The sequence below is a fragment of the Coprobacillus sp. AF33-1AC genome, assembly GCF_003475785.1.
Lineage (GTDB): Bacteria > Bacillota_I > Bacilli_A > Erysipelotrichales > Coprobacillaceae > Faecalibacillus.
On sequence record NZ_QRQB01000010.1, the window covers coordinates 44,050 to 67,110 of the forward strand.

The following is a 23,061-nucleotide window of genomic DNA, read 5'->3' on the forward strand; positions in this document are numbered from 1 at the left end:
AACAATGAATTATACGAAGATATCATGTATAATAATGAATAATAGAGGAGGAGTTATTAATGGTAAAAAAATTAATCCAGTTACGAAAGATACTCATATCACTATTATTACTGGAATTTATTTTTTCATTATTAGGTTATCTGTTTTTTAAATCAGAAGTTTCTTTTTTCTTGGCTGTTTATGTATTTATCAAGAACACGATTTGTATTCTTGTCATTTTATACGCTTCTTCTGTTATTAATGATGCAAATTATAGTGTCCAAGAAGCTTTAAATAAAGAAACAAAAAATGCCCTTATATTTGGTGGGGTTGGTTTAGTTAAATATGATGAAAATCGTAATATTGTATGGATGAGTGATCTTTTACATGAATTAGGTATTCGTCAAATAGGACATAAATTATTAGAATGGCAACCTTTATTAGCTTCTTTATTTGATGATGATGATGTAAAGGTGATTGACATTGAATCGCGTAAATATGAGGCTTATAACAGTAAAACATCAAGACTGATATTCTTAAAAGATGTGACTGATTATGAAACAGTAGCTAAAGAATATGAAGATCAACAATTATGTGTTGCTTACTTAACAATAGATAATTATGATGAATCTATTGAATATGCTGATGAACAAAAAGCAGCCTCTATCCAATCAACGACAAGACAAATTATTTTAGATTGGGCTGTCGCTAATGGAATTATTTTAAAAAGGTATAAAAGCGATGGTTATATTGCTATCTTTAATGAAAGAATCTATCGTAAACAAATTGAAGATCATTTTAGAATATTAGATGATTTTAAAAACAAAATAGAAGAATTAGGTGAAGTCATGGCTTTATCTATTGGAATTGGTCGAGGATCAACTGTACTTCGTGAATTAGAAGAAATGGCAATCAGTGCCATTTCCATGGCTTACTCTCGTGGTGGTGATCAAGTTATTGTTAAATCTAACAATGAAGATATTCGTTACTTTGGAGGTAATAGCGAAAGTAATGAAAAGATTAATCGTATTCGTGCGCGTGTCATTGCACAATCATTATCAGCTTTAATTAAACAAGCAGATAATGTTATGATTATGGGACATAAACAATCAGACTTTGATTCATTTGGAGCCAGTATAGCGATGCTTGCTATATCAAGAGCTTATGAAAAGAAAGCTCAAATTGTGATTGACTTAGATTCTATTGAAGAAAAAACTAAACAGATTGCGACTGAATTAAAAAGTGATAAGCGTTATAATGATGTGTTTGTTTCACCAGCAAGAGTAAATGAGTATGTTCAACCGGGAACATTACTTATCAGTGTTGATAATCATAAACCAAGTCTAGCTATATCGGAAGCTTTACTAGATATGGTAGAAAATAAAGTCGTTATTGATCATCATCGTCGAGGTGAAGAGTTTATTGATTTACCATTATTGACATATTTGGAACCGGCGGCTTCTTCAGCAGTGGAGTTAATTGTTGAATTATTCAATTATTTAAGAGAAGATATTACGGTAACTGAAAGAGAAGCAACGATTATGTACGCTGGTATGTTAATTGATACGAATTATTTCAGAACTCGTGTTGGGTCAAGAACATTTTTAGCAGCAGCCTCATTAAGAGATATGCAAGCCAATGTAGCAAGAGCTTATGAATTTTTACAAGATGACTATAAAACAACGATTGAAAAGCTCTCTATTAGTGAAAACTGTTATCAATTTGGTAATGATATTCTTATTGCTTATGGTAAAGAAGATGAATTTTATAGTCGAACATTACTTGCTAAAGCAGGTAATGAATTGATGAATATTGCAGGAATTAAAGCAGTGTTTATTGTTGGTAGAGTAAGTAAAGAAACTATTGCCATTTCGGCTAGAAGTAGAAAAGAAATAAATGTTCAAATAATTATGGAACAACTTGGTGGTGGAGGTCATTTTTCAATGGCTGCTTGTCAAATCAAGGAAGATAATTTAAAGAATGTTTTAAATAGTTTAGAAGAAGCAATTAATCAGTATTTAGATGAAAGGAAGTTGGATTAAATGAAAGTTATTTTATTAGAAGATGTAAGAAAAGTAGGAAAAAAAGGAGAAACTGTTAAAGTATCTGATGGTTATGGACAAAACTATTTAATTAAAAATGGTTTAGCTGTTATGGAAACAGCAGGTTCTAAAAAGATTGCTGAAGCGCAAAGAGAAGAAAAAAGATTACAAGATTTAGCTGATAAAGCCAAAGCAGAAGAATTAAAAGAAGAAATTGAAAAATTAACTTTAGAATTTTATTTAAAATCAGGAAAAGATGGAAAAACATTTGGTAGTATTTCTACTAAACACATTGTTGAAGAATTAAGAGAAAAATATGGTATTCGTGTTGATAAAAGAAAATTTATTGATGCTAGACCAGTAGGGGCGCTTGGTTATACAAATATGAAAGTAGAATTATATAAAGGAGTTGTCGCTACAATTAAAATTCACTTACAAGAAAAATAGGAGGTGGTTTGATGCCTAGAGAATTTCCTCATGACATTGAAGCAGAAAGATCATTATTAGGTTCAATGATTATTTCAAAAGAGAAATGTATTGATATTTTAAATAAAGCGATTGAATCTGATTTTTACGAAGAAGGACATCGTTTAATCTTTCATGCTATGAGTGAATTAAATACTCAAAATGTACCCATCGATGTGACAACCATCACTTCTTATTTATTAGATCATAATCAATTAGATAAAATGGGAGGAGTCGAATATTTACTCCAATTAGTTGATTCGGTACCAACGGTAGAACATAGTGATTTTTATTTAAAAATATTACATGATAAGGCTATATTAAGAAAAATCATTCGAGAAACAACTAAAATAGCTGAAGAAGCTTATGGCGATATAACGAATATTGATGATTTTATTGATGAAAGTGAAAAAACAGTTTTATCTATTACAAGAGATCGTAGTGCCGGAGAATTTGTTGATATCAAAAGAGTTATTAAAAATGTAACCGATCGTTTAAATTTACTTCAACAACATGATGGACATATTTCTGGTGTTAAAACAAACTTTGTCGATTTAGATAGAATTACATCAGGATTTCAAAAGGGTGATTTAATTATCTTAGCAGCTCGACCTGCGATGGGAAAAACAGCATTTGCGCTTAATATTGCCCATAATGTAGCCTATAAATCAGAAGAACCAGTGGCCATTTTCTCGTTAGAAATGCCTGCTGAACAGTTAGTACAAAGAATTATTTGTTCAATGGGAAGTATTGAAGGTTCAAAAATGCGTACCGGTGAAATTTTAAAGACAGATGCTAATAAATACTATGCAGCAGCAGAACATGTCAGCAAGTGTAATTTATACATTGATGATACACCAGGTATTAAGATTAATGAAATTATTGCTAAGAGTAGGAAGTTAAAACAGGAACATGGATTAAAATTAATTGTTATTGATTATCTACAATTAATTACCGGATCTTCACAAAATAGAGAATCAAGACAACAAGAAGTATCTGATATTTCTCGTCAACTTAAAATGTTAGCCAGAGAATTAGAAGTACCTGTCATTTCACTTTCTCAGTTATCACGTTCAGTAGAACAACGTCCTAATAAACGTCCAATGATGTCGGATTTACGTGAATCTGGAGCTATCGAACAGGATGCAGATATTGTTTCTTTCATTTATCGTGAGGGATATTACAAAGATCCTGCAGAACAAGGACAAGAAGATAATGGTTTAACGGAGATTATTATTGCTAAACATAGAAATGGGGCAACCGGTGAAGTTAATTTATCTTTCCAAAAGAACTTTAGTCGTTTTTCAAATTTAACAGATATTAACGCACCAGAGAGTGGTCCGGGTATTAAAGATATTAGAAGCTAGAGGTGAAACAATGTATCATCAATATCAAAAAGGATGGTTAGAAGTGATATGTGGATGTATGTTTGCTGGTAAAACGGAAGAACTCATTCGTCGTCTACATGTATTAAGTTATGCTAAACAAAAAATGGTTGTTTTTAAACCTAAAATAGATGATCGTTATTCAGATCATGAAATCGTCTCTCATTCAGGAATGAAAATTCCTTGTTATGTGGTTGAACAAGCTAAAGAAATTTTACCAATGATTGAAGAAGATATAGAAGTTGTTGCTATTGATGAAGCTCAGTTCTATGATCGTTCAATAGTAGATATTTGTGATTATTTAGCGGATAAAGGAATTAGAGTGATGGTATCGGGATTAGACACAGACTTTAGGGGTGAAGCTTTTCCGGTCATGGCAGAGTTGTTAACTCATGCAGAGTTCGTTACCAAGTTAACAGCAGTCTGTGCCAAATGTGGAGCGCCAGCAACACGTACTCAAAGAATTATTGATGGAGCACCGGCTTCGTTTGATGATCCTGTTATTCTAGTTGGAGCTAATGATTACTATGAACCACGTTGTCGTCATTGTCATGAAGTGACGCATAAACCTAAAAAAGAAGCATAAGTTCACAATAAATTAACAAAACTATATTATGATACAAGTGAAGTTAGTAGTAAACCTCCCTTAAGAACATAAATGAAAAAGGCACAAGTTTAACTTGTGTCTTTTATCATATTGAAACAAAATATGAATGAGACTATAATAATGACGGTGATTTTATGGAAAAGGAAAATGAAGTAGAAAAATTAGAGGATGAACTTGAGGAAGTTGAAGAAGAACTTGAAGAGGAAGAGGAAAGTTATCTTGAGTGTGAAAGGTGGCATTGTTTCCTATTATTAATTACTGTAGGCGGGTTCTTTGGAGCTTATACTTTTGCTCAAAAAGGGGGTATCTTCTGTAATGCCCAAACAGCCAACATTGTTTTATTTGGGATGGCATTAGGAAGAATGGATTGGTCTCAGGCACTTTATTTAATTATTCCTATTAGTGCTTACTTTATAGGAACAATGTTTTCAGAATATACAGCATTAAAAATAAAGAAATATCGTAAATTAAGATGGGATACGCTTTTAGTGGGTATTGAAATTATCACAGTTGTCATATTAGGACTTTTACCAAGTAGTGTACCTGATCAAGTATTCCAAGTAACAATTAACTTTATTTGTGCAATGCAGTTTAATACTTTTAGACAGGCAGAACATATTCCAATGGCTACAACTTTTGTTACAAATCATATTAGACAAACAGGAAGTTTTTTTGTTCGTTGGTTAAGAAAAAGAAGTGAAAAGAAATATTTATTTAGATCGATGAGACATCTATGTATGATTTTATGTTTTATTGCTGGAGCGATAGTCTCTACAATTTTATGTCATTACTTTAAAGATCAGGCTATCTTTGGGGCACTTGTTTTCTTATTCATCTTACAAGGTGATTTACTATACGCTGATTTAGTCAAAGAAAAAGAAATGTTGGATAAAGTTCCAAGTGGGCATTAATGCCCATTTTTTCTTGTTTAAATCATGTATTTCATGTATTATTAATGTGCTATGAGTATAAAAATATAATGGAGGTAAAAGCTATGAATGAAAGTATGTTAGATAGATTGAAATCAATGGAAAATAGATTTGAAGAATTAGGACACATGTTGATGGATCCTGATATTGGTAGCGATATTAAAAAAATGACTGAAGTAACGAAAGAACAAGCCTCTTTACAAGCTGCCTATGATTTATTTCAAGAATATAAAAAAGTAGAACAAGGAATCAGTGAAGCTAAAGAATTAGCTAAAGAAAATGATCCTGAAATCAAAGAAATGGCAAAAATGGAATTAGAAGAATTAGAAACAAGAATGCCAGAAATTATTTCTAAATTAGAAGTAGAGTTAATTCCAAAAGATCCAAATGATAATAAAAACGTAATTATGGAAATTCGTGGTGCTGCTGGTGGAGATGAAGGAAATATCTTTGCTGGTGATTTATACCGTATGTATGTCAAATACTGTGAAAGCCAAGGATGGAAAATTGATGTTTTAGAAGCAGACGAAGCTGAAGCCGGTGGATATTCACTTATTTCATTTAATGTTATTGGTGATGATGTTTATGGTAAATTAAAATACGAATCAGGTTCACACCGTGTTCAACGTGTGCCAAAGACGGAAACTCAAGGTCGTGTCCATACTTCTACAGCAACAGTTCTTGTTATGCCAGAAATGGAAGAAGTTGATGTTCAAATTAATAAAAATGATTTAAGAATTGATACTTATCGTGCAAGTGGTGCCGGAGGACAACATATCAATAAAACTGATTCAGCAGTCCGTATTACCCATTTACCAACCGGTATTGTTGCTGCCAGCCAAGATGGTCGTAGTCAACATGATAACAAAGATAAAGCAATGAAAACATTAATTGCCCGTGTTTATGATTATTATCAATCTCAACAAACAGAAGCTATTGATAGTGAAAGAAAAAGTAAAGTAGGTACTGGGGATCGTGCTGAAAAGATTAGAACTTATAACTATCCTCAAAACAGAGTGACTGATCATCGTATCGGTCTTACTATTCAACAATTAGATCGTATTATGGATGGTAAATTAGATGATATTATTACTGCATTAATTAATGAAGATCAAAGACTTAAATTAGAAGGACAAAAATAATGAAAACAGTAAAACAACTTATTAAAGAAGCTGAAAGTCATTTAGATGATGAACATAAAGATGTCAATGTAGCCAAAGTATTATTTTATCATTTAGCTAAAAAAGAGCCTCATGAACTTTATTTAATGATGGATGAAGAAGTTGATCCTGAATTGGAAAAACAATTTCTTGCGGGAATGGAAGAATATTATAATGGAAAACCAATTCAGTATATTAAAGGATATGAAACATTTTTTGGCAGAGATTTTGATGTCAATGAAGATGTTCTTATTCCTCGTTATGAAACAGAAGAATTAGTAGAAAATATTTTATATCGTATAGATGATTACTTTAGTGATTATCAAGATATTCATTTATGTGATGTGGGAACTGGAAGTGGGGCTATTGCGATTACTTTGGCTCTGGAAGAACCTCGTTTAAAAGTGATTGCTACTGATATTTCTGATGATGCTTTAACAGTGGCTAAGCATAATGCTAAAAAGTTAGGAGCAAATATTGAATTTAGAAGTGGAGATATGTTAGAACCTTTATTAAAAACAAATGAAAAGGTAGATATCTTTGTTTCTAATCCACCTTATATTCCTAATGATCAAGAAATAGAAGCAATGGTTAAAGACAATGAACCTCATGTTGCTTTATTTGGAGGAAATGATGGTTTATATTTCTATCGTAAAATATTTAATGAAGTAAAACCATTACTTAATGATCGTGCATTATTAGCTTTTGAAATGGGATTTGATCAAAGAGAATTAATGGAAGAAGCAATTCATCAATTCTTTGGCGATGTTCCTTTTGAAATAATTAAGGATATTAATGGTAAAGACCGTATGTTATTTATTTACCATCATTTAAAAGATCATGATTAATACAGATAGATTAATTATTGAACCATTAAGTTATGATGATGCCAAGAGATTTAGTGAATACCGTGATAAAAAAGAAGTTGCAAAATATCAATCATGGCATCGCTATTCTTATAATCAAGCAAAAAAAAGAATTAATCAATGTTTAAAATACCCACTTACTAATAAAGTAGGAAACTATCAATTAGGTATCTATACCAAATATGATCATTATTTAATTGGTGATTTATATATAGAAGTTGATGGCTATACAACCTTTTCATTAGGTTATACATTAGATAGCCATTATTGGCATTATGGATATGGTAGTGAAGCAGTAAAAGCAATTTTAAATTATATGTATGAAACATATCAGTTTAAAAGGTGTTTATGTCGTGTTTATCAAGATAATAGGCGTTCTATTCATTTATTAGAAAAACTAGGGTTTAAACGTATTAGTCAATCAAAATTCTTTCAAGATGCACTTTATGCTAAGGATTTAAATGATAATATAAAATAATGTCATTATATGGATGGTAAGCAATGATTAAAAGCAACAGATACATGTCATGTGTATTTGTTGTTTTTTGTTAGAGAGCGAATTATCAAAGATGGTATGATTCTCATTAATATATAAGTCGTAAAGTGATTATGGAGTTGTTGCGAAATAATAGTAAATAATTAAACTTAGTTGGAGACAAAAAATATGATTTTATGATATAAAGTAGTAAATAACTCACTGTTTTTTTAAAAACCAGTGAGTTGTATTCTATACAATTCACTAAATTTAAAAAAAACAGTGAATAATTAGTTGTTGGTTAAAGAAATCTTCAAGATTTTATCATTACTCTTTTTAATGACAAATTATGCATTTTCACCCCTATATAATATAGCCGAGGTGGGGAAAATGGAGTTTATTATATCAAAACGTAAGAAACAAACAACCAATATGATGATGCCCGTCAGTTTGTTTTTAGTAACGTTAGGCTTATCATTAATTCTGATCGATCATACATCAGTATGTTTTGTTTTACCGATTCTACTCGTTGCTTTAAGTAGTGGGTATTTATATGTTTTTATCTATTTAGTGGCTTTAGCGATGACTTTGTTATTTGTAGAAAATAGTATGATGACGCAATACATATCATTAACAGGACTTATTGTTTTTTATTTGTTGAGTTATTTTCATTTCTTTAAAACAAAGTATATGCCACTTGTTTTAACTGCGATTACAGCTATTTTTTTATATGTTTTTCATTACACTTGGATTCAAATAGGGGTGATTTCATCAGTGACACTCATGAATAGTTATTTATACTTACAACTGGTACCAATTATCATGCATAATAAAGCAGATGTTTATACACCTGATCGACTGATGATTATCAGTATTATCGTTTTAACGATGATGACGAGTCTGATGCCTTTAAATGTAGCGTATATGATGATCCTGATTCGTTTTTATTTATTGATCACTATTTATTATCTAACAATTCAAACAATTGTACCAGCTATCTTTTATGTTTCTATTCTATTAATCTTGATGTCTTTACAAATGCAAAATGATGTCTTGGCTTTAATTTTGCCATTAAGTTTTTATTTATTATATCAACCTAAAAATAAATATATTTTTACAGGTTATTATTTATTAAGTCATATTATTCTTCCTTTTTTTATTACTTATCAGTATCAATATTATACGTTAATTATTGTTATTTCAGCGGGGTTGTTTGTGTTAACACCCCAATTTAAAAATAGAAAGATCATAGTATCTGATGATTATCATGATATGACAAAACAAAATCGTTTAATGAGTAAGGCTGATTCATTTGCAGCACTATTTCAGCAGCTCACAGACGTTTTCATGGATAACACCAAAAATTCTTATTTATCACAATATATAGGTTATGTTTATGAGGATGTTTGTAGTCATTGTTCATCTTGTGAATATTGTTTTTATTCTAAAGATGGTGTGAGTCGTTTAGGTAAATTATTATCTAAAGGAATGAAAGAGGAATTTAAACAAGAGGATTTAGATTATATTCAAAAGTATTGTGTTGATCCCATCAATTATCAAGAAACTATTAAAAGATATCGTCGTAGTTATGAAAATATGATGAAAGTTGAAAATGCCAATAGACATATGAGGAAAGATTTATTTAAAGAATTTTCGATGATAAGTCATGTCTTTTCAGATTTTTCAAAAACAATCCAAAGACTTCCTCAACAATTAGAAAAGAGTCTTATTGAACATCTAAAGGCTTATCAATTTGATATTGTTTATTTAAAAAAACATCAAATTGATCAATCGACCTATACTTTAGAAATAGGTTTAAGAGATGTTAAAAAGAGTGTTATTGAAGAAGAACTCATTCCTATATTAGAAAACTTTTTAAATCATTCTTTAGAAGTTCTTTCTATTTATGATCATCCTCATTATCTAGGTTATACTTCTATTGTATTAAAGCATCAATTATTATTTCATATTCAATATGGTTACCAACAATTTTCATTAGATCAAAATGATTGTGGAGATAGTTACTGTTCATTCCATCATGACCAACATTTCTATATGGTTTTATCTGATGGGATGGGACAAGGTTTACAAGCGGCTAAAGAAAGTCGTTTAGCTTTAGAAATCTTTACAAAGCTCATTAAAAACGGAATTGAATTGAAAGATACTTTAAGATCATTAAATAGTTTATTAAAAATAAAAAATCAAGGAGATATGTATACGACTCTTGATTTATGTGATTTTGATTTAGTTTCTGCTAAATTGAAAATGATTAAATATGGTGCTTTTGAAAGTTATGTCATGAGAGACCATAAAATAGAAACCATCAAAGCCTGTTCATTACCTATGGGAATGGCTTCTAAACTAAAAATGATGTCCTATGAAATGAAATTATGTCCTCATGATATCATTATCTTAGTCAGTGATGGGGTTGGCAATGAATTTATTGATATACTTGAAAGAAATAAAGAGGAGATTGCTTTGTTACATCCAAGTGAAGCAGCAACACTCTTAATGTCTGAAGTTTTAACCTTACATCATTTAGATGATATGAGTATTATTGTTTTAAAGGTTGAAAAAAATAATTAGTTTCTTTTATAATAATTGTGGTGATACTATGAATGAAGCATTATTAGATAAAAAATTAAAATATATTGTAGGGGTATCGGGAGGAAATGACTCGATGGCCCTTTTAAATATGTTAAACGAGAAAGGCTACTTGATCTATGTTTGTCATGTTAATTATCATATTCGCCATGATAGTAATGAAGATCAAGTATTGGTAGAAAAGTATTGTAAAAGCCACCAAATCCCTTATTTTATAAAAGAAGTTGATTTACATGATTATCACGAAGATAATTTAGAAATGAAGGCGCGTCTTATACGTTATGATTTCTATCGTGAAATAGGAAAACTACATCATATTCATCATGTCATTTTAGCTCATCACTTAGGCGATATTTTAGAAACAATGATCATGCAATTACAGCGAGGAAATGTAAAAGGATACCTAGGAATTCAAGAAAAAACAGTGATTCAAGATATGGTTATTGTACGTCCTTTATTAAATACAACCAAACAAGAACTAAGAGATTACTGTGCATTACAACACGTAGACTATCACGAGGATTATACTAATCATGATGATCATTATCGTCGTAATGCAATTAGATTGCATGTTTTACCGACTTATAGTCAACAACAAATCAGTTTGTTGTTGAAACAAATGAAAGAACATAACCAAAGAATTGATGAACAAAATAAACAATTACAACCATTATTTGATCAATATGATCAAAAGCATTATTTATCATTAAAGGATATTCAAGAAGAACAATTGCCATTAGTGATTTATTATATGTTAAAAAAAGTCATTTACCCGCCACTCATTAGTGATGCTTTAATTCAAGAAATAATCAAACAAATTCAATCTTGTAAACCAAATATTCAAATGCAGTTACCAGTTAATTTTCTGTTCATAAAAGAATACGATAATATCTATACTTCAAATAATATGAACACGAGGGAATATTGTATAAAGTATGAACATCTTGTTTATGATAGACATGAGGCATTTTATTTAGCTAAAGAGGGTCATTTAAATGAAGGTGTTTATTTAAGTGAAAAGGATTTTCCTATTGTCATAAGAAGTTTTCTACCAGGAGATAAAATTAAAACAAGTGGTGGTACTAAAAAAGTATCTCGATTATTTATCGACGCGAAGATTCCAAGTCACCAAAGAAAAACATGGCCGATTGTTGTAAACAATCATCAAGAAGTTGTTTTAATTCCTAATCTAGCTAAAAATATCAAGTATTTAACTACAAAACCCAATATATTTGTGGTAAAATTATAAACATCTTGGTGAGGTGAAATGCAATGCATAAAGATATAAAAGAAATATTATATACAGAAGAACAAATTGAACAAAAATGTGAAGAATTAGCTAATCAAATTGATCAAGATTATGCTGGTGAAGAAATTTTATTAGTTGGATTGTTGAAGGGATCAGTTCCTTTTTTAGCTGAACTTGGAAAACACTTAAAGAGTGATGTGACTTTTGATTATATGAAAGTAAGTAGCTACAGTGGTGTGGAATCAAAAACTTTAGTAGTTCAACAAGATTTAAAAGAAGATATTAGAGGAAAAAATATTTTAATTGTTGAAGATATTTTAGATACTGGAAAAACACTATATAATGTTAAACAAATGCTTTTAAAACGTGGTGTAAGAAGTGTTAAAATCGTAACATTATTAGATAAAGAAGAAGGTCGTGTATTTGATATGAAAGCAGACTATTCAGGATTTAAAATCCCTAATGCTTTTGTTGTTGGATATGGTTTAGACTTTAATGAAAAATATCGCCAACTTCCTTATGTAGGAATATTAAAAGAAGATTGTTATAAAAAATAGTAAGGAGATTGTATGAATAACAAAAAAGGTTTATTAAAATCTTTATTACCTTGGCTTATTTTATTAGCTGGTTTAAGTGTCATGATTCCCTTTTTAAATCAAGGAAACAGTCATGAAATTAAATACAATGAATTTGTTAAGGTAGTACAAGATGAAAAGGTACAAAGTGTAAAGATTACACCTTCTTCATTAGTGATTGATGTAGACGGGGTATATACTAAAAAAGTAGATGGTCAAAAGAAAGAAGTTTCTTTCTCTACTACAATTCCTAAAACTGATTCTGAATTAGATTCTTTAATTAATCTATTAGATGAAAAGAATGTTCAAATCAAAATGATCGATCAAAATGATCGTGGCATTTTTATGGAAATTGTGATGACATTATTACCATATGTTCTTATCATTGGCGCAATGTTCTTTTTAGTAAGAATGATGTCCAATGGTGCTGGTGGTAACGCTAAAGCCTTTGAGTTTGGAAATTCAAGAGCTAAACTTGAAAAGAATTCAAAAACACGTTTTAGTGATGTTGCCGGAATGGATGAAGAAAAAGAAGAAGTAAAAGAACTTGTTGATTTCTTAAAAACACCTAAGAAATTCTCTGATATGGGTGCTAAGATTCCTCGTGGTGTTTTATTAGTTGGACCACCAGGAACAGGGAAAACATTATTAGCGAGAGCTGTAGCTGGTGAAGCAAACGTACCATTCTATTCTATTTCCGGTTCTGAATTCGTGGAAATGTTTGTCGGTGTTGGTGCTGGACGTGTGCGAGACATGTTCAAAAAAGCTAAACAAACAGCACCATGTATTATCTTTATCGACGAAATTGATGCAGTAGGACGTCAAAGAGGTACTGGTATGGGTGGTGGACACGATGAACGTGAACAAACTCTTAACCAATTATTAGTAGAAATGGATGGTTTCTCTGGAAATGAAGGAATTATCGTTTTAGCTGCAACAAACCGTGCTGATGTTTTAGACCCAGCTTTATTAAGACCAGGTCGTTTTGACCGTCAAATTCAAGTAGCAAATCCAGATAAAGCAGCACGTGCTAAAATTTTAGCAGTTCATGCTCGTAATAAAAAATTCACTCCAGATGTTAATTTTGAAAATATTGCTCAAAGAACACCAGGTTTTTCTGGGGCTGAGTTATCAAACGTATTAAATGAAGCAGCTTTACTTGCAGTAAGACAAAATCATGATTTGATTACAATGGCAGATATTGATGAAGCTGTAGATCGTGTTATGGGTGGACCTGCTAAGAAGTCTCGTAAATATACTGAAAAAGAACGTCGTTTAGTTGCCTACCATGAAGCAGGACACGCTGTTATTGGTTTAACATTAGAAGACGCTAATAAAGTACAAAAAGTAACGATTGTTCCTCGTGGACAAGCTGGTGGTTATAACTTAATGACACCAAAAGAAGAAACATACTTCCAAACTAAATCACAATTAAAAGCAACTATTGCTGGATTTATGGGTGGACGTGTTGCTGAAGAAATTTTCTTTGGTGATGTAAGTTCCGGTGCTCATAACGATATTGAACAAGCAACAAGAATTGCTAGAATGATGGTGACTGAATTAGGTATGTCTGAACTTGGACCAATTCAATATGATTCAGAAAATGGACAAGTATTCTTAGGTCGTGATTACACACAACGTAGTAATACTCACTCTGGACAAATTGCTTATGAAATTGATGTTCAAGTACGTAAACTTATTGATGAATGTTATAATCAAGCTAAAGAAATTATTGAAGAAAATCGAGATAAATTATCTTGTATTGCAGAAGCATTATTAGAATATGAAACTTTAGCTGGTGAAGATATTGAATCATTATTTAATACAGGGAAAATGTTAGAACATCATAATGGAACTATTGATGAAACAAAAACAGAAGAACCTGTAGAAACTGAAAAAAAAGAATCATTAGATGATGCAGATGATTTATTAGATGAAATGAAATAAAAGCGTTCCAACGCTTTTTTTCATTTAGGAAAGGAGAAAAATATGAGTACTAAGGCAAAAAGAATATTTATTTTCTTTATCATAGCGTGTATGATTATCCCAATTTTTTCTTCCGTACTCTATTTATGGTAAAGAACAATGAAAGATTATTTAGTAAGAGGATTAGTAAATAGTAAAAATTGTCGTGTTTTTGCTTGCTCAACGACACATCTTGTTGATGAGGCAAGAAAACATCATGGTTTATGGCCAACAGCATCAGCTGCCCTTGGAAGAATGATGTCGGCTTCGTTGATGATGGATGCGATGAATAAAAATAATGAAAAACAAACCATTACGATTAACGGTGGTGGACCTATTGGTACGATGATGACAGTATGTCAAGGCAATGGTAAAATTAAAGGGTTTGTTGGAAATCCAGAAGTGCATTATACTTACAATGATACTGGACATTTGGCTGTAGGTGTGGCTGTTGGTAAGGAAGGAACATTACAAGTCATTAGAGACATGGGATTAAAAGAGCCATTCTGTGGAACTGTTCCTTTACAAACAGGTGAAATAGGTGATGACTTTTCATACTATTTTATGGCCAGTGAACAAACGCCATCAGTTGTTTCTGTTGGGGTATTAGTAGAAGAAACAAATGAAGTGATTGCTTCAGGAGGTTTTATTATTCAATTATTACCAGAAGCAACAGAAGAAGATATTTCTTATATTGAAGATAAAATGAAAGATTTTCCACCTATTTCTTCATTAATTCATGAAGGAAAAACGCCGGAAGAAGTCTTAAAAATGATTTTTGAAGATGTAGAAATTACAGAAACAAGAGATTTATTCTTTGAATGTGATTGTTCAAAAGAGAAGATGAGCAATGCCTTATCTACTATTGGTGTTAAAGAATTAGAAGATATGATTAATGAAGATCATGGTTGTGAAATTACTTGCCAATTTTGTAACAACAAATACCAATTTAGTGAAGAAGATTTAAAAAATATTGTAGATAAAATAAAACATGGACAAGATTAACTTGTCCATGTTTTTTGTTGGGGGGAATCCAACTTTGTTTAGGAATATAACTAGATAACTTACATCTATTTTGGGGAGGAAAATAGAGGGGGATTGGTAAGTTATCTAGTTATACTATTGACAGTGATCATTTTTTTATTCATTATTTTTTATAATTCGTGTAAAATAAAAACAGTAAAGGATGATAAAATGTTTAAGATTAGAGATATAGTAATAGAAAATGATGTAGTCATGGCACCGATGGCGGGTATTACCAATATGGCATTTAGAAAAATAGTGAAAGAATTTGGTGCTGGATTAGTATACTCAGAAATGGTGAGCGATAAGGCACTATGCTATGGTAATACTAAAACAATCGATATGTTACAGGTGGATGAAGCAGAACATCCTGTTAGTATTCAATTATTTGGTGGTGAAGTGGATACGATGGTGAAAGCTGCTATGTATATAGATCAACATTCTAACTGTGATATTATTGATATTAACTGTGGTTGTCCTGTTAATAAAGTTTTAAAAGCCAATGCTGGGAGTAAATTATTACAAAATCCTCAACTTATATATGAAATTGTTAAAGGAATAGTAGACCATGTTTCTAAACCGGTAACTGTAAAGATTAGAAGTGGTTTTGATCATGATCATATTAATGCAGTTGAAGTGGCTCAACTGATTGAAAAAGCTGGCGCAAGTGCTATAGCAGTTCATGGAAGAACACGTTCACAAATGTATGAGGGTAAAGCAGATTGGGATATTATTAGACAAGTTAAAGAAGCGGTCAGTATTCCGGTTATTGGTAACGGTGATATTCGTAGTGTGGCAGACGCTAAAAGAATGTTGGCTCAAACTGGATGTGATGCCATTATGGTAGGAAGAGCAGCACTTGGTAATCCATGGCTCATTAAACAAATTGTTGATAGCTTAAATCATCACGAAGATGTAAAAGAACCGACTTACCAAGAAAAGATTCAATTATGTTTACAACATGCAAAAAGATTAATGAAGATAGAACCTGAAAGAATTGCAATGTCCCAAATGCGAGGTCATGCACCTTGGTATATTAAGGGATTGAAATCTTCAGCTCAGGTAAAAAATGAATTATCAAAGGTGAATACTTATCAAGAATTAGAAACAATTCTTATGGATTATCAAAGAACTTTGGATGATTTAGATCAAGATGATAAAAATGTTTAATCAATGATTGACATTTTTTCTTTTTACTGTATAATCATAGTTAACAAGTAGGAAATAGGTGGAATTAAAAATGGTAAAAACATTAATTAAACAACTTAGAAATAATTTCCGTAATGGACGAATGTAAAACTGATTTATATTTATCAAACACAATTAAATAAAAATCAAAATAAACATTAAGAAAAGAGGAAATTAAAATGACAAGAGAATATAGATTTGAAACAAAACAATTACACGTAGGACAAGAAAATCCCGATCCAGCTACTGATTCAAGAGCTGTACCAATTTATCAAACAACATCTTACGTATTTAAAAATAGTGCTCATGCAGCAGCAAGATTTGGTTTAGCTGATGCAGGAAATATCTATGGAAGATTAACAAACTCAACACAAGGTGTTTTTGAAGATCGTATCGCTGCTTTAGAAGGTGGAGTTGCAGGTTTAGCTGTTGCTTCTGGAGCTGCTGCTATTGCTTATACAATTCAAGCACTAGCAAGTCAAGGAGAACATATCGTTGCTCAAAAAACAATCTATGGTGGAACTTCTAACTTATTAGCTCACACATTTACTCAATTTGGAATTACAACAACATTTGTTGATGCTCATAATTTAAAAGAAGTTGAAGATGCTATCCAAGAAAATACAAAAGCAATCTACTTAGAAACTTTAGGAAATCCTAATAGTGATATTCCTGATGTAGACGCTATCGCTGAAATTGCTCATAAACATGGTTTACCAGTTGTTGTAGATAATACATTTGGAACTCCATATTTATTTAGACCAATTGAACATGGTGCAGATGTCGTTGTTCATTCAGCAACAAAATTCATTGGTGGACATGGTACAAGCTTAGGTGGTGTCATCGTTGATGGTGGTACATTTGACTGGGCTAAAAGTGGTAGATACCCATGGATTAGTGAACCTAACCCAAGTTATCATGGTGTAAAATTTACTGAAGCTGCTGGACCAGCTGCTTTTGCAACATATATTAGAGCCATCTTATTAAGAGATACTGGAGCTACTATTTCCCCATTCAATGCTTTCTTATTATTACAAGGAACTGAAACATTATCATTAAGAATTGAACGTCATAATGAAAATACAAAGAAAGTAGTAGAATACTTATCTAAACATCCATTAGTAGAAAAAGTAAATCATCCATCATTACCTGATCATCCAGATCATGCATTATATGAAAAATATTTCCCTAATGGTGGTGGATCTATCTTCACATTCAATATTAAAGGTGGAGAAAAAGAAGCACATCAATTTATTGATCACCTAGAAATCTTCTCATTATTAGCTAACGTTGCTGATGTTAAATCATTAGTTATCCATCCAGCTACTACAACACATTCACAATTAACAGAAGAAGAATTAGCTGATGTAGGTATTCAACCAAATACAATTCGTTTATCAATTGGTACAGAACATATTGATGATATCATTGAAGACTTAGATAATGCATTTAAAGCAGTAAAATAATAGATTAGAGGATTACAGAATGTAATCCTTTTTTAATAAAAAAAAGTGAAAAAAAGATTATATTCGATATTTAATGACACAATTTATGATATAAAACGAGAAAATTATTGATATAATCAATAAAATTCTTTCTTTTTGTGAAAAAATGGATATAATAATGCCAAGGAGGAAAGTAGAAACAAATAAGTTTTGAAGTATAGCAATGAAAACAACAATTGAAATTCAACATAAAGAATTAAATATCAAAGATGTTAATATTGATAAATATATTAAAGAACAATTAAAAGAAAAAGGAGTAAAAGCAACAGATGTAGATACATTAAATGTTTATTACATTCCTGATCAATTAAATGTTTATTATGTAGCAAAGAAAAAAGACGGAACAGAAATCAAAGATTCATTTGATGCTCATTTAGTTCCTGAATATCCAGAAGCACCTGTAAAAAAAGCAACACGTAAAACACCAGTTAAAAAAGCTGAAAAACCAGCTGCTAAAGTAGCCGCTAAACCAGTTGTAAAACCTGTTGTTAAAGCTGCAGCTAAACCTACAGCTAAAGCTTCTAAAAAAGTTGCCTTAAAAAAATAATAAAGTAAACTTAAGTCTTTGACTTAAGTTTTTTTATGCTTAAATTGTATGATAAATCATATAAACAAAGTATTTGATAATTATTAGACATGGGTTAAAATAATAAGTTAGGAGATGATTATAATGGAATACGTAACTTTAAATAATGGTTTAAAAATGCCAATGGTTGGGTTTGGTGTATTTAGAGTGCCAGATAAAAAAGAATGTGAAGAATCAGTATACCAAGCTATTAAGGCAGGATATCGCTTAATTGATACAGCTGCAGCTTATACAAATGAAGATGCAGTAGGTGCAGCAGTAAAAAGAGCCATCAATGATGATATTTGTAAAAGAGAAGACTTATTTATTACTTCTAAATTATGGGTTCAAGATATGATGGACTATGATAGTGCTAAAAAAGGAATAGAAGCTTCTTTAAAAAAGAGTGGTTTAGAATACTTAGATTTATATTTATTACATCAAGCATGTGGCGATTATTTTGCTGCATGGAGAGCGATGGAAGATGCTTATCGAGAAGGATTATTAAAAGCAATTGGGGTTTCTAATTTCTATTCTAATATTTTGACTAACTTCTGTGAAGTTGTAAAAATTAAACCTGTTGTTAATCAAGTAGAATTACATCCTTACTATACACAAGAAAAAGCATTAGAAACAATGAAATACTATAATGTTATTCCTGAAGCTTGGGCACCTCTTGGTGGTGGAAGATACAATCCATTTGAAGATGAAATGTTAAAAGATATGGCCAATCATCATCACAAATCAGTAGGACAAGTTCTTTTAAGATGGAATTTACAAAGAGGCGTTGTTGTTATTCCAAAATCAACACACTTAGAAAGGATTAAAGAAAATATTGATTTATTTGATTTTGAATTAAGTGAAGAAGAAATGAATAAAATCTCATCATTAGATATGGGATATACTGGTTCAAGAGCAAAACACTTTGATCCTGAATTTGTAAGAATGGTATTAAATAATAAGATTCATGATTAATTAAAGGTTATTTTTATTGCCTATATTGACAATAATTTTGATTTAAGTTAAGATTAACGCGATGAATAAAGGCAATGAATAGAGGAGTAATAACAATCATTCATTTCTAGAGAGTCTTGGTTGGTGGAAAAGACAATGAAGATGTTATGAATAAAGACTAGGAGCCGCATCTTGGATTTAATTGATAAGATGACGTTAGCCACGTTACAGGCAAGACTATTTATGGATAGTTAATAAGGTTAATAGAGTAATCTATTAATGAATTTGGGTGGTAACACGATACTCTCGTCCCTTGGGATGGGAGTTTTTTATTTAGAAAAGGAGAAAACAATGGAAGAAAGAAAATTTAGCGAACAAGAATTAGTTCGTCGTGAAAAAATGCAAGAATTAATTGATCAAGGAATTGATCCATTTGGACAAAGATTTGATGTAACAGCTTATTCAAAAGAAATCAAAGAAAAATATGGTGATAAAACACATGACGAATTAGAAGAAATGGCTGTAGAAGTATCTATCGCTGGTAGAATTATGACAAAACGTCGTAAAGGTAAAGTATGCTTTATGCATATTCAAGATCGTGATGGACAAATTCAATTATATGTAAGAAAAGATACAATTGGTGAAGAAGCTTATGAAATTGTAAAAAAAGGTGATATTGGAGATATCATCGGTGTTAAAGGAACAGTGTTTATGACAAATACCGGAGAATGTTCAGTAAAAGTATCTGAATATACACATCTAACAAAAGCATTACGTCCTTTACCAGAAAAATTCCATGGTTTAACAGATATTGAAGAAAGATATAGAAGAAGATATGTAGATTTAATTATGAATGAAGAAGCAAAGAAAATTGCTTTCACTCGTCCTAAAATCATTCGTTCAATTCAAAATTATTTAGATAACAAAGGATATGTTGAAGTAGAAACACCTGTATTAAATCCAATCTTAGGTGGTGCTGCAGCAAGACCATTTGTTACTCATCATAACACTTTAGATACTGATTTCTATTTACGTATCGCTACTGAATTATCATTAAAAAGATTAATCGTTGGTGGTATGGATGCAGTATATGAAATTGGACGTTTATTTAGAAATGAAGGTATGGATAGAACACATAACCCTGAATTTACAACAATTGAAGTATATAAAGCATTTAGTGATTTAGAAGGAATGATGGATTTAACAGAAGGTATCATTTCTAATGCAGCTATGACTGTAAACGGTACATATGAATTAGACTATAAAGGACATCATATTTCACTAGCACCAGGATTTAAACGTGTATCTATGACAGACGCTATTAAAGAAAAAACAGGAATTGACTTTAACGAACATATGTCATTTGAAGATGCTAAAAAATTAGCTGAAGAACATGGTATCGAAGTAGAGGCACACTTTGGTTATGGACATATTATTAATGAATTCTTTGAAAAATATGTAGAAGAAACAATTGTAGAACCAACATTTGTATATGGTCATCCAATTGAAATCTCACCACTTGCTAAAAAGAACTTAGAAGATCCACGTTTTACTCAACGTTTTGAATTATTCATCTGTGGAAACGAATACGCTAATGCCTTTACTGAATTAAATGATCCAATTGATCAATATGAAAGATTTGCTGATCAATTAAAAGAAAAAGAATTAGGTAATGATGAAGCTAATGAAATGGACTTAGATTATGTTGAAGCCCTTGAATACGGTTTGCCACCAACAGGTGGAATGGGTATGGGTATTGATAGATTAGTTATGTTATTAACTGGACAAGAATCTATTCAAGAAGTTATCTTATTCCCTCAAATGAAACCAAAAAACAAATAAAATACGGATAAAATCAATATTTTTTAGATTTTGAATTTGTGCATACCATCTGGACAAATTAGGTAAGATAGAATTATAAGACTATGAAACGAGGTAGTGAATATGGAAAAAGATCCGTTTAAGGAATATTTGAGGGAGTCTGAACCGGATAAAGCTCATAAGGGTTATGCTTGGAGTACGGCAATTGGACTTCAGGCGGTGGACGGACTCAAACCATCTAAATATTTGATTGATACCGCCATTCAGAATATTGAAGGTAAAATCACGATGAAGGAAGCACAGAGTCTTATCGACAGTTACTATGAGGAAAGACCTGTCCATTTGTCTGATGACGAACGTACTGAAGAAGCTGATAAAGTTTCTTCTCGTATTGCTGAAATTCTTTCTGAGACAGCGTTCTCATTTTCTCCGAATGAGTATATCTCTATTCACCGCAAACTCTTTCAGGGGATTTATAAACATGCCGGAAAGATTAGAGATTACAACATTACAAAGAAAGAATGGGTGCTTGATGGGGCAACTGTTATGTATGGTAGTGCTTCAGAATTGAGATCAACACTTGAATATGATTTTTTGCAGGAGAAGGATTTTAGTTATAAAGGGCTTTCAATGGACGAGATTATTCATCATCTAGCGGTATTCATTTCAAGATTATGGCAAATTCATATCTTCGGGGAAGGCAATACGAGAACAACGGCAGTGTTCTTCATCAAATATTTGAGGACACTTGGGTTCTCTGCAACCAATGATATTTTTGCGGAAAATGCGTGGTATTTTAGAAATGCACTTGTCCGTGCAAACTATACGAACTTGCAAAAAGGTATTCACGAAACAACAGAGTATCTGGAAGCATTTCTTAGAAATCTACTTTTGAATGAGAAAAATGAGCTTCATAATCGAAATCTTCATATAAGTGAACTGTTGAATGAAGAAAAAGTGGACATTGGGGACACAAAAGTGGACATTCAAGACAGAAAAGTGGATATTGAAAGTGTACTTTCTGAAAAAGGCAGTGATTTCTCATTAAAAACGACGGTTCATATCCATAGACTTTTTGAAAAGTTTGGCTTTGATGAGGTATTTGGAAGAAGTGCAGTTATGAACCTTCTTGAACTGAAAGGTTCAGGTGCTTCAAAACTTCTTTCCAATTTGGTGCAGGCAGATATTATTGAACCAGTATCTGGTCACGGAAAAGGAAAATATAAATTCAAGAAGTAATCTATATCATTATTTGAAATTTTATAAAATCTTTCCAAAGATTGTCGACACAGTGTGTCGACAATCTGGTGCTTTACTTTCGTGGTCGCATTATAGAACTTTATTACAGGTCAAAGATTCTGAAGCTCGTGATTGGTATGAAAAGGAAGCTATAGAACAAACTTGGAGTGTTCGTACTTTACAAAGAAATACTTCTTCTCAATATTATTATCGTATGCTTCATGCGCAAAAAAAAAGAAACTTGTAGAAAATGAGATGAAAGAACTCACATCAAAGTATCAAAATGATAAGTTTGAGTTTATCAAAAATCCGGTGGCTACAGAGTTTTTATGGTTTTTGCAAGATACAGAATTTGGATACAGATGACATAGTTCGTTACTCCATAAAGTAAGTTCAATCAAGGTACATGGTGTGGCTATGGGTAACCAAATAATTTAGGGGGAAAGCCAAATTATTTAGGGGACA

At 31.3% G+C, this 23,061-nt stretch carries 20 protein-coding genes and 1 other annotated feature; all 20 genes read left to right on the forward strand.

The genetic code is table 11. From position 1 onward, the window contains the following. Positions 1-59 precede the first annotated feature (59 nt). Positions 60-2,021 (forward strand): DHH family phosphoesterase, encoded by a 1,962-nt coding sequence (locus tag DWZ53_RS05285; RefSeq protein ID WP_118432656.1) that lies wholly within the window; start codon positions 60-62, stop codon positions 2,019-2,021. Then, complete coding sequence (rplI, locus tag DWZ53_RS05290; protein ID WP_118432657.1) at positions 2,022-2,468, forward strand: 50S ribosomal protein L9; 447 nt, start codon at positions 2,022-2,024, stop codon at positions 2,466-2,468. It abuts the gene before it with no gap. An 11-nt stretch (positions 2,469-2,479) separates the two neighbouring features. Beyond that, entirely contained in the window at positions 2,480-3,853 is a 1,374-nt protein-coding gene (gene dnaB / locus DWZ53_RS05295; RefSeq protein ID WP_369831768.1) for a replicative DNA helicase, read from the forward strand. Between the two features lie 10 nt (positions 3,854-3,863). Then, positions 3,864-4,457: a thymidine kinase gene (locus DWZ53_RS05300; protein WP_118432659.1), complete on the forward strand. Its 594-nt coding sequence runs from the start codon at positions 3,864-3,866 to the stop codon at positions 4,455-4,457. A 155-nt stretch (positions 4,458-4,612) separates the two neighbouring features. Next, positions 4,613-5,389, forward strand: a complete 777-nt coding sequence (locus tag DWZ53_RS05305; RefSeq protein WP_118432660.1) for a YoaK family protein — start codon at positions 4,613-4,615, stop codon at positions 5,387-5,389. A gap of 83 nt (positions 5,390-5,472) precedes the next feature. Beyond that, entirely contained in the window at positions 5,473-6,549 is a 1,077-nt protein-coding gene (gene prfA, locus DWZ53_RS05310; RefSeq protein WP_118432673.1) for a peptide chain release factor 1, read from the forward strand. Further along, on the forward strand, positions 6,549-7,415 hold the full coding sequence (gene prmC, locus DWZ53_RS05315; RefSeq protein ID WP_118432661.1) for a peptide chain release factor N(5)-glutamine methyltransferase: 867 nt from the start codon (positions 6,549-6,551) through the stop codon (positions 7,413-7,415). The genes prfA and prmC overlap by 1 nt, the downstream gene beginning before the upstream one ends. Continuing rightward, on the forward strand, positions 7,408-7,911 hold the full coding sequence (locus tag DWZ53_RS05320) for a GNAT family N-acetyltransferase (protein WP_233541845.1): 504 nt from the start codon (positions 7,408-7,410) through the stop codon (positions 7,909-7,911). Before prmC ends, DWZ53_RS05320 begins: the two co-directional genes overlap by 8 nt. A gap of 387 nt (positions 7,912-8,298) precedes the next feature. After that, on the forward strand, positions 8,299-10,494 hold the full coding sequence (locus tag DWZ53_RS05325; RefSeq protein ID WP_158568185.1) for a SpoIIE family protein phosphatase: 2,196 nt from the start codon (positions 8,299-8,301) through the stop codon (positions 10,492-10,494). A gap of 28 nt (positions 10,495-10,522) precedes the next feature. Then, on the forward strand, positions 10,523-11,761 hold the full coding sequence (gene tilS / locus DWZ53_RS05330) for a tRNA lysidine(34) synthetase TilS (RefSeq protein WP_199589100.1): 1,239 nt from the start codon (positions 10,523-10,525) through the stop codon (positions 11,759-11,761). Positions 11,762-11,784: 23 nt separating this feature from the next. After that, on the forward strand, positions 11,785-12,318 hold the full coding sequence (gene hpt, locus DWZ53_RS11175) for a hypoxanthine phosphoribosyltransferase (protein ID WP_199589102.1): 534 nt from the start codon (positions 11,785-11,787) through the stop codon (positions 12,316-12,318). A 12-nt stretch (positions 12,319-12,330) separates the two neighbouring features. Next, complete coding sequence (ftsH, locus tag DWZ53_RS05335) at positions 12,331-14,283, forward strand: ATP-dependent zinc metalloprotease FtsH (RefSeq protein ID WP_118432664.1); 1,953 nt, start codon at positions 12,331-12,333, stop codon at positions 14,281-14,283. A gap of 138 nt (positions 14,284-14,421) precedes the next feature. Then, a complete protein-coding gene (hslO, locus tag DWZ53_RS05340; RefSeq protein WP_118432665.1) occupies positions 14,422-15,306 on the forward strand; it encodes an Hsp33 family molecular chaperone HslO in 885 nt (294 codons plus the stop codon). 189 nt (positions 15,307-15,495) lie between these two features. Further along, positions 15,496-16,494 carry a tRNA dihydrouridine synthase DusB gene (dusB, locus tag DWZ53_RS05345; RefSeq protein WP_118432666.1) on the forward strand — a complete coding sequence of 333 codons (999 nt, stop codon included), beginning with the start codon at positions 15,496-15,498 and terminating at the stop codon, positions 16,492-16,494. Positions 16,495-16,691: 197 nt separating this feature from the next. Further along, entirely contained in the window at positions 16,692-17,978 is a 1,287-nt protein-coding gene (locus DWZ53_RS05350) for an O-acetylhomoserine aminocarboxypropyltransferase/cysteine synthase family protein (protein WP_118432667.1), read from the forward strand. A 202-nt stretch (positions 17,979-18,180) separates the two neighbouring features. Continuing rightward, positions 18,181-18,564, forward strand: coding sequence for a hypothetical protein (locus DWZ53_RS05355; protein ID WP_118432668.1), 384 nt, complete (start codon positions 18,181-18,183; stop codon positions 18,562-18,564). Positions 18,565-18,687: 123 nt separating this feature from the next. After that, positions 18,688-19,557 (forward strand): aldo/keto reductase, encoded by an 870-nt coding sequence (locus DWZ53_RS05360; RefSeq protein WP_118432669.1) that lies wholly within the window; start codon positions 18,688-18,690, stop codon positions 19,555-19,557. Between the two features lie 65 nt (positions 19,558-19,622). Continuing rightward, positions 19,623-19,853, forward strand: a binding site (T-box leader). A gap of 34 nt (positions 19,854-19,887) precedes the next feature. Next, on the forward strand, positions 19,888-21,378 hold the full coding sequence (lysS, locus tag DWZ53_RS05365) for a lysine--tRNA ligase (RefSeq protein WP_118432670.1): 1,491 nt from the start codon (positions 19,888-19,890) through the stop codon (positions 21,376-21,378). 102 nt (positions 21,379-21,480) lie between these two features. Further along, positions 21,481-22,596 (forward strand): Fic family protein, encoded by a 1,116-nt coding sequence (locus tag DWZ53_RS05370; RefSeq protein ID WP_118432671.1) that lies wholly within the window; start codon positions 21,481-21,483, stop codon positions 22,594-22,596. Beyond that, entirely contained in the window at positions 22,505-22,843 is a 339-nt protein-coding gene (locus DWZ53_RS11180; protein WP_233541846.1) for a DUF1016 N-terminal domain-containing protein, read from the forward strand. Before DWZ53_RS05370 ends, DWZ53_RS11180 begins: the two co-directional genes overlap by 92 nt. Positions 22,844-23,061: the final 218 nt, after the last annotated feature.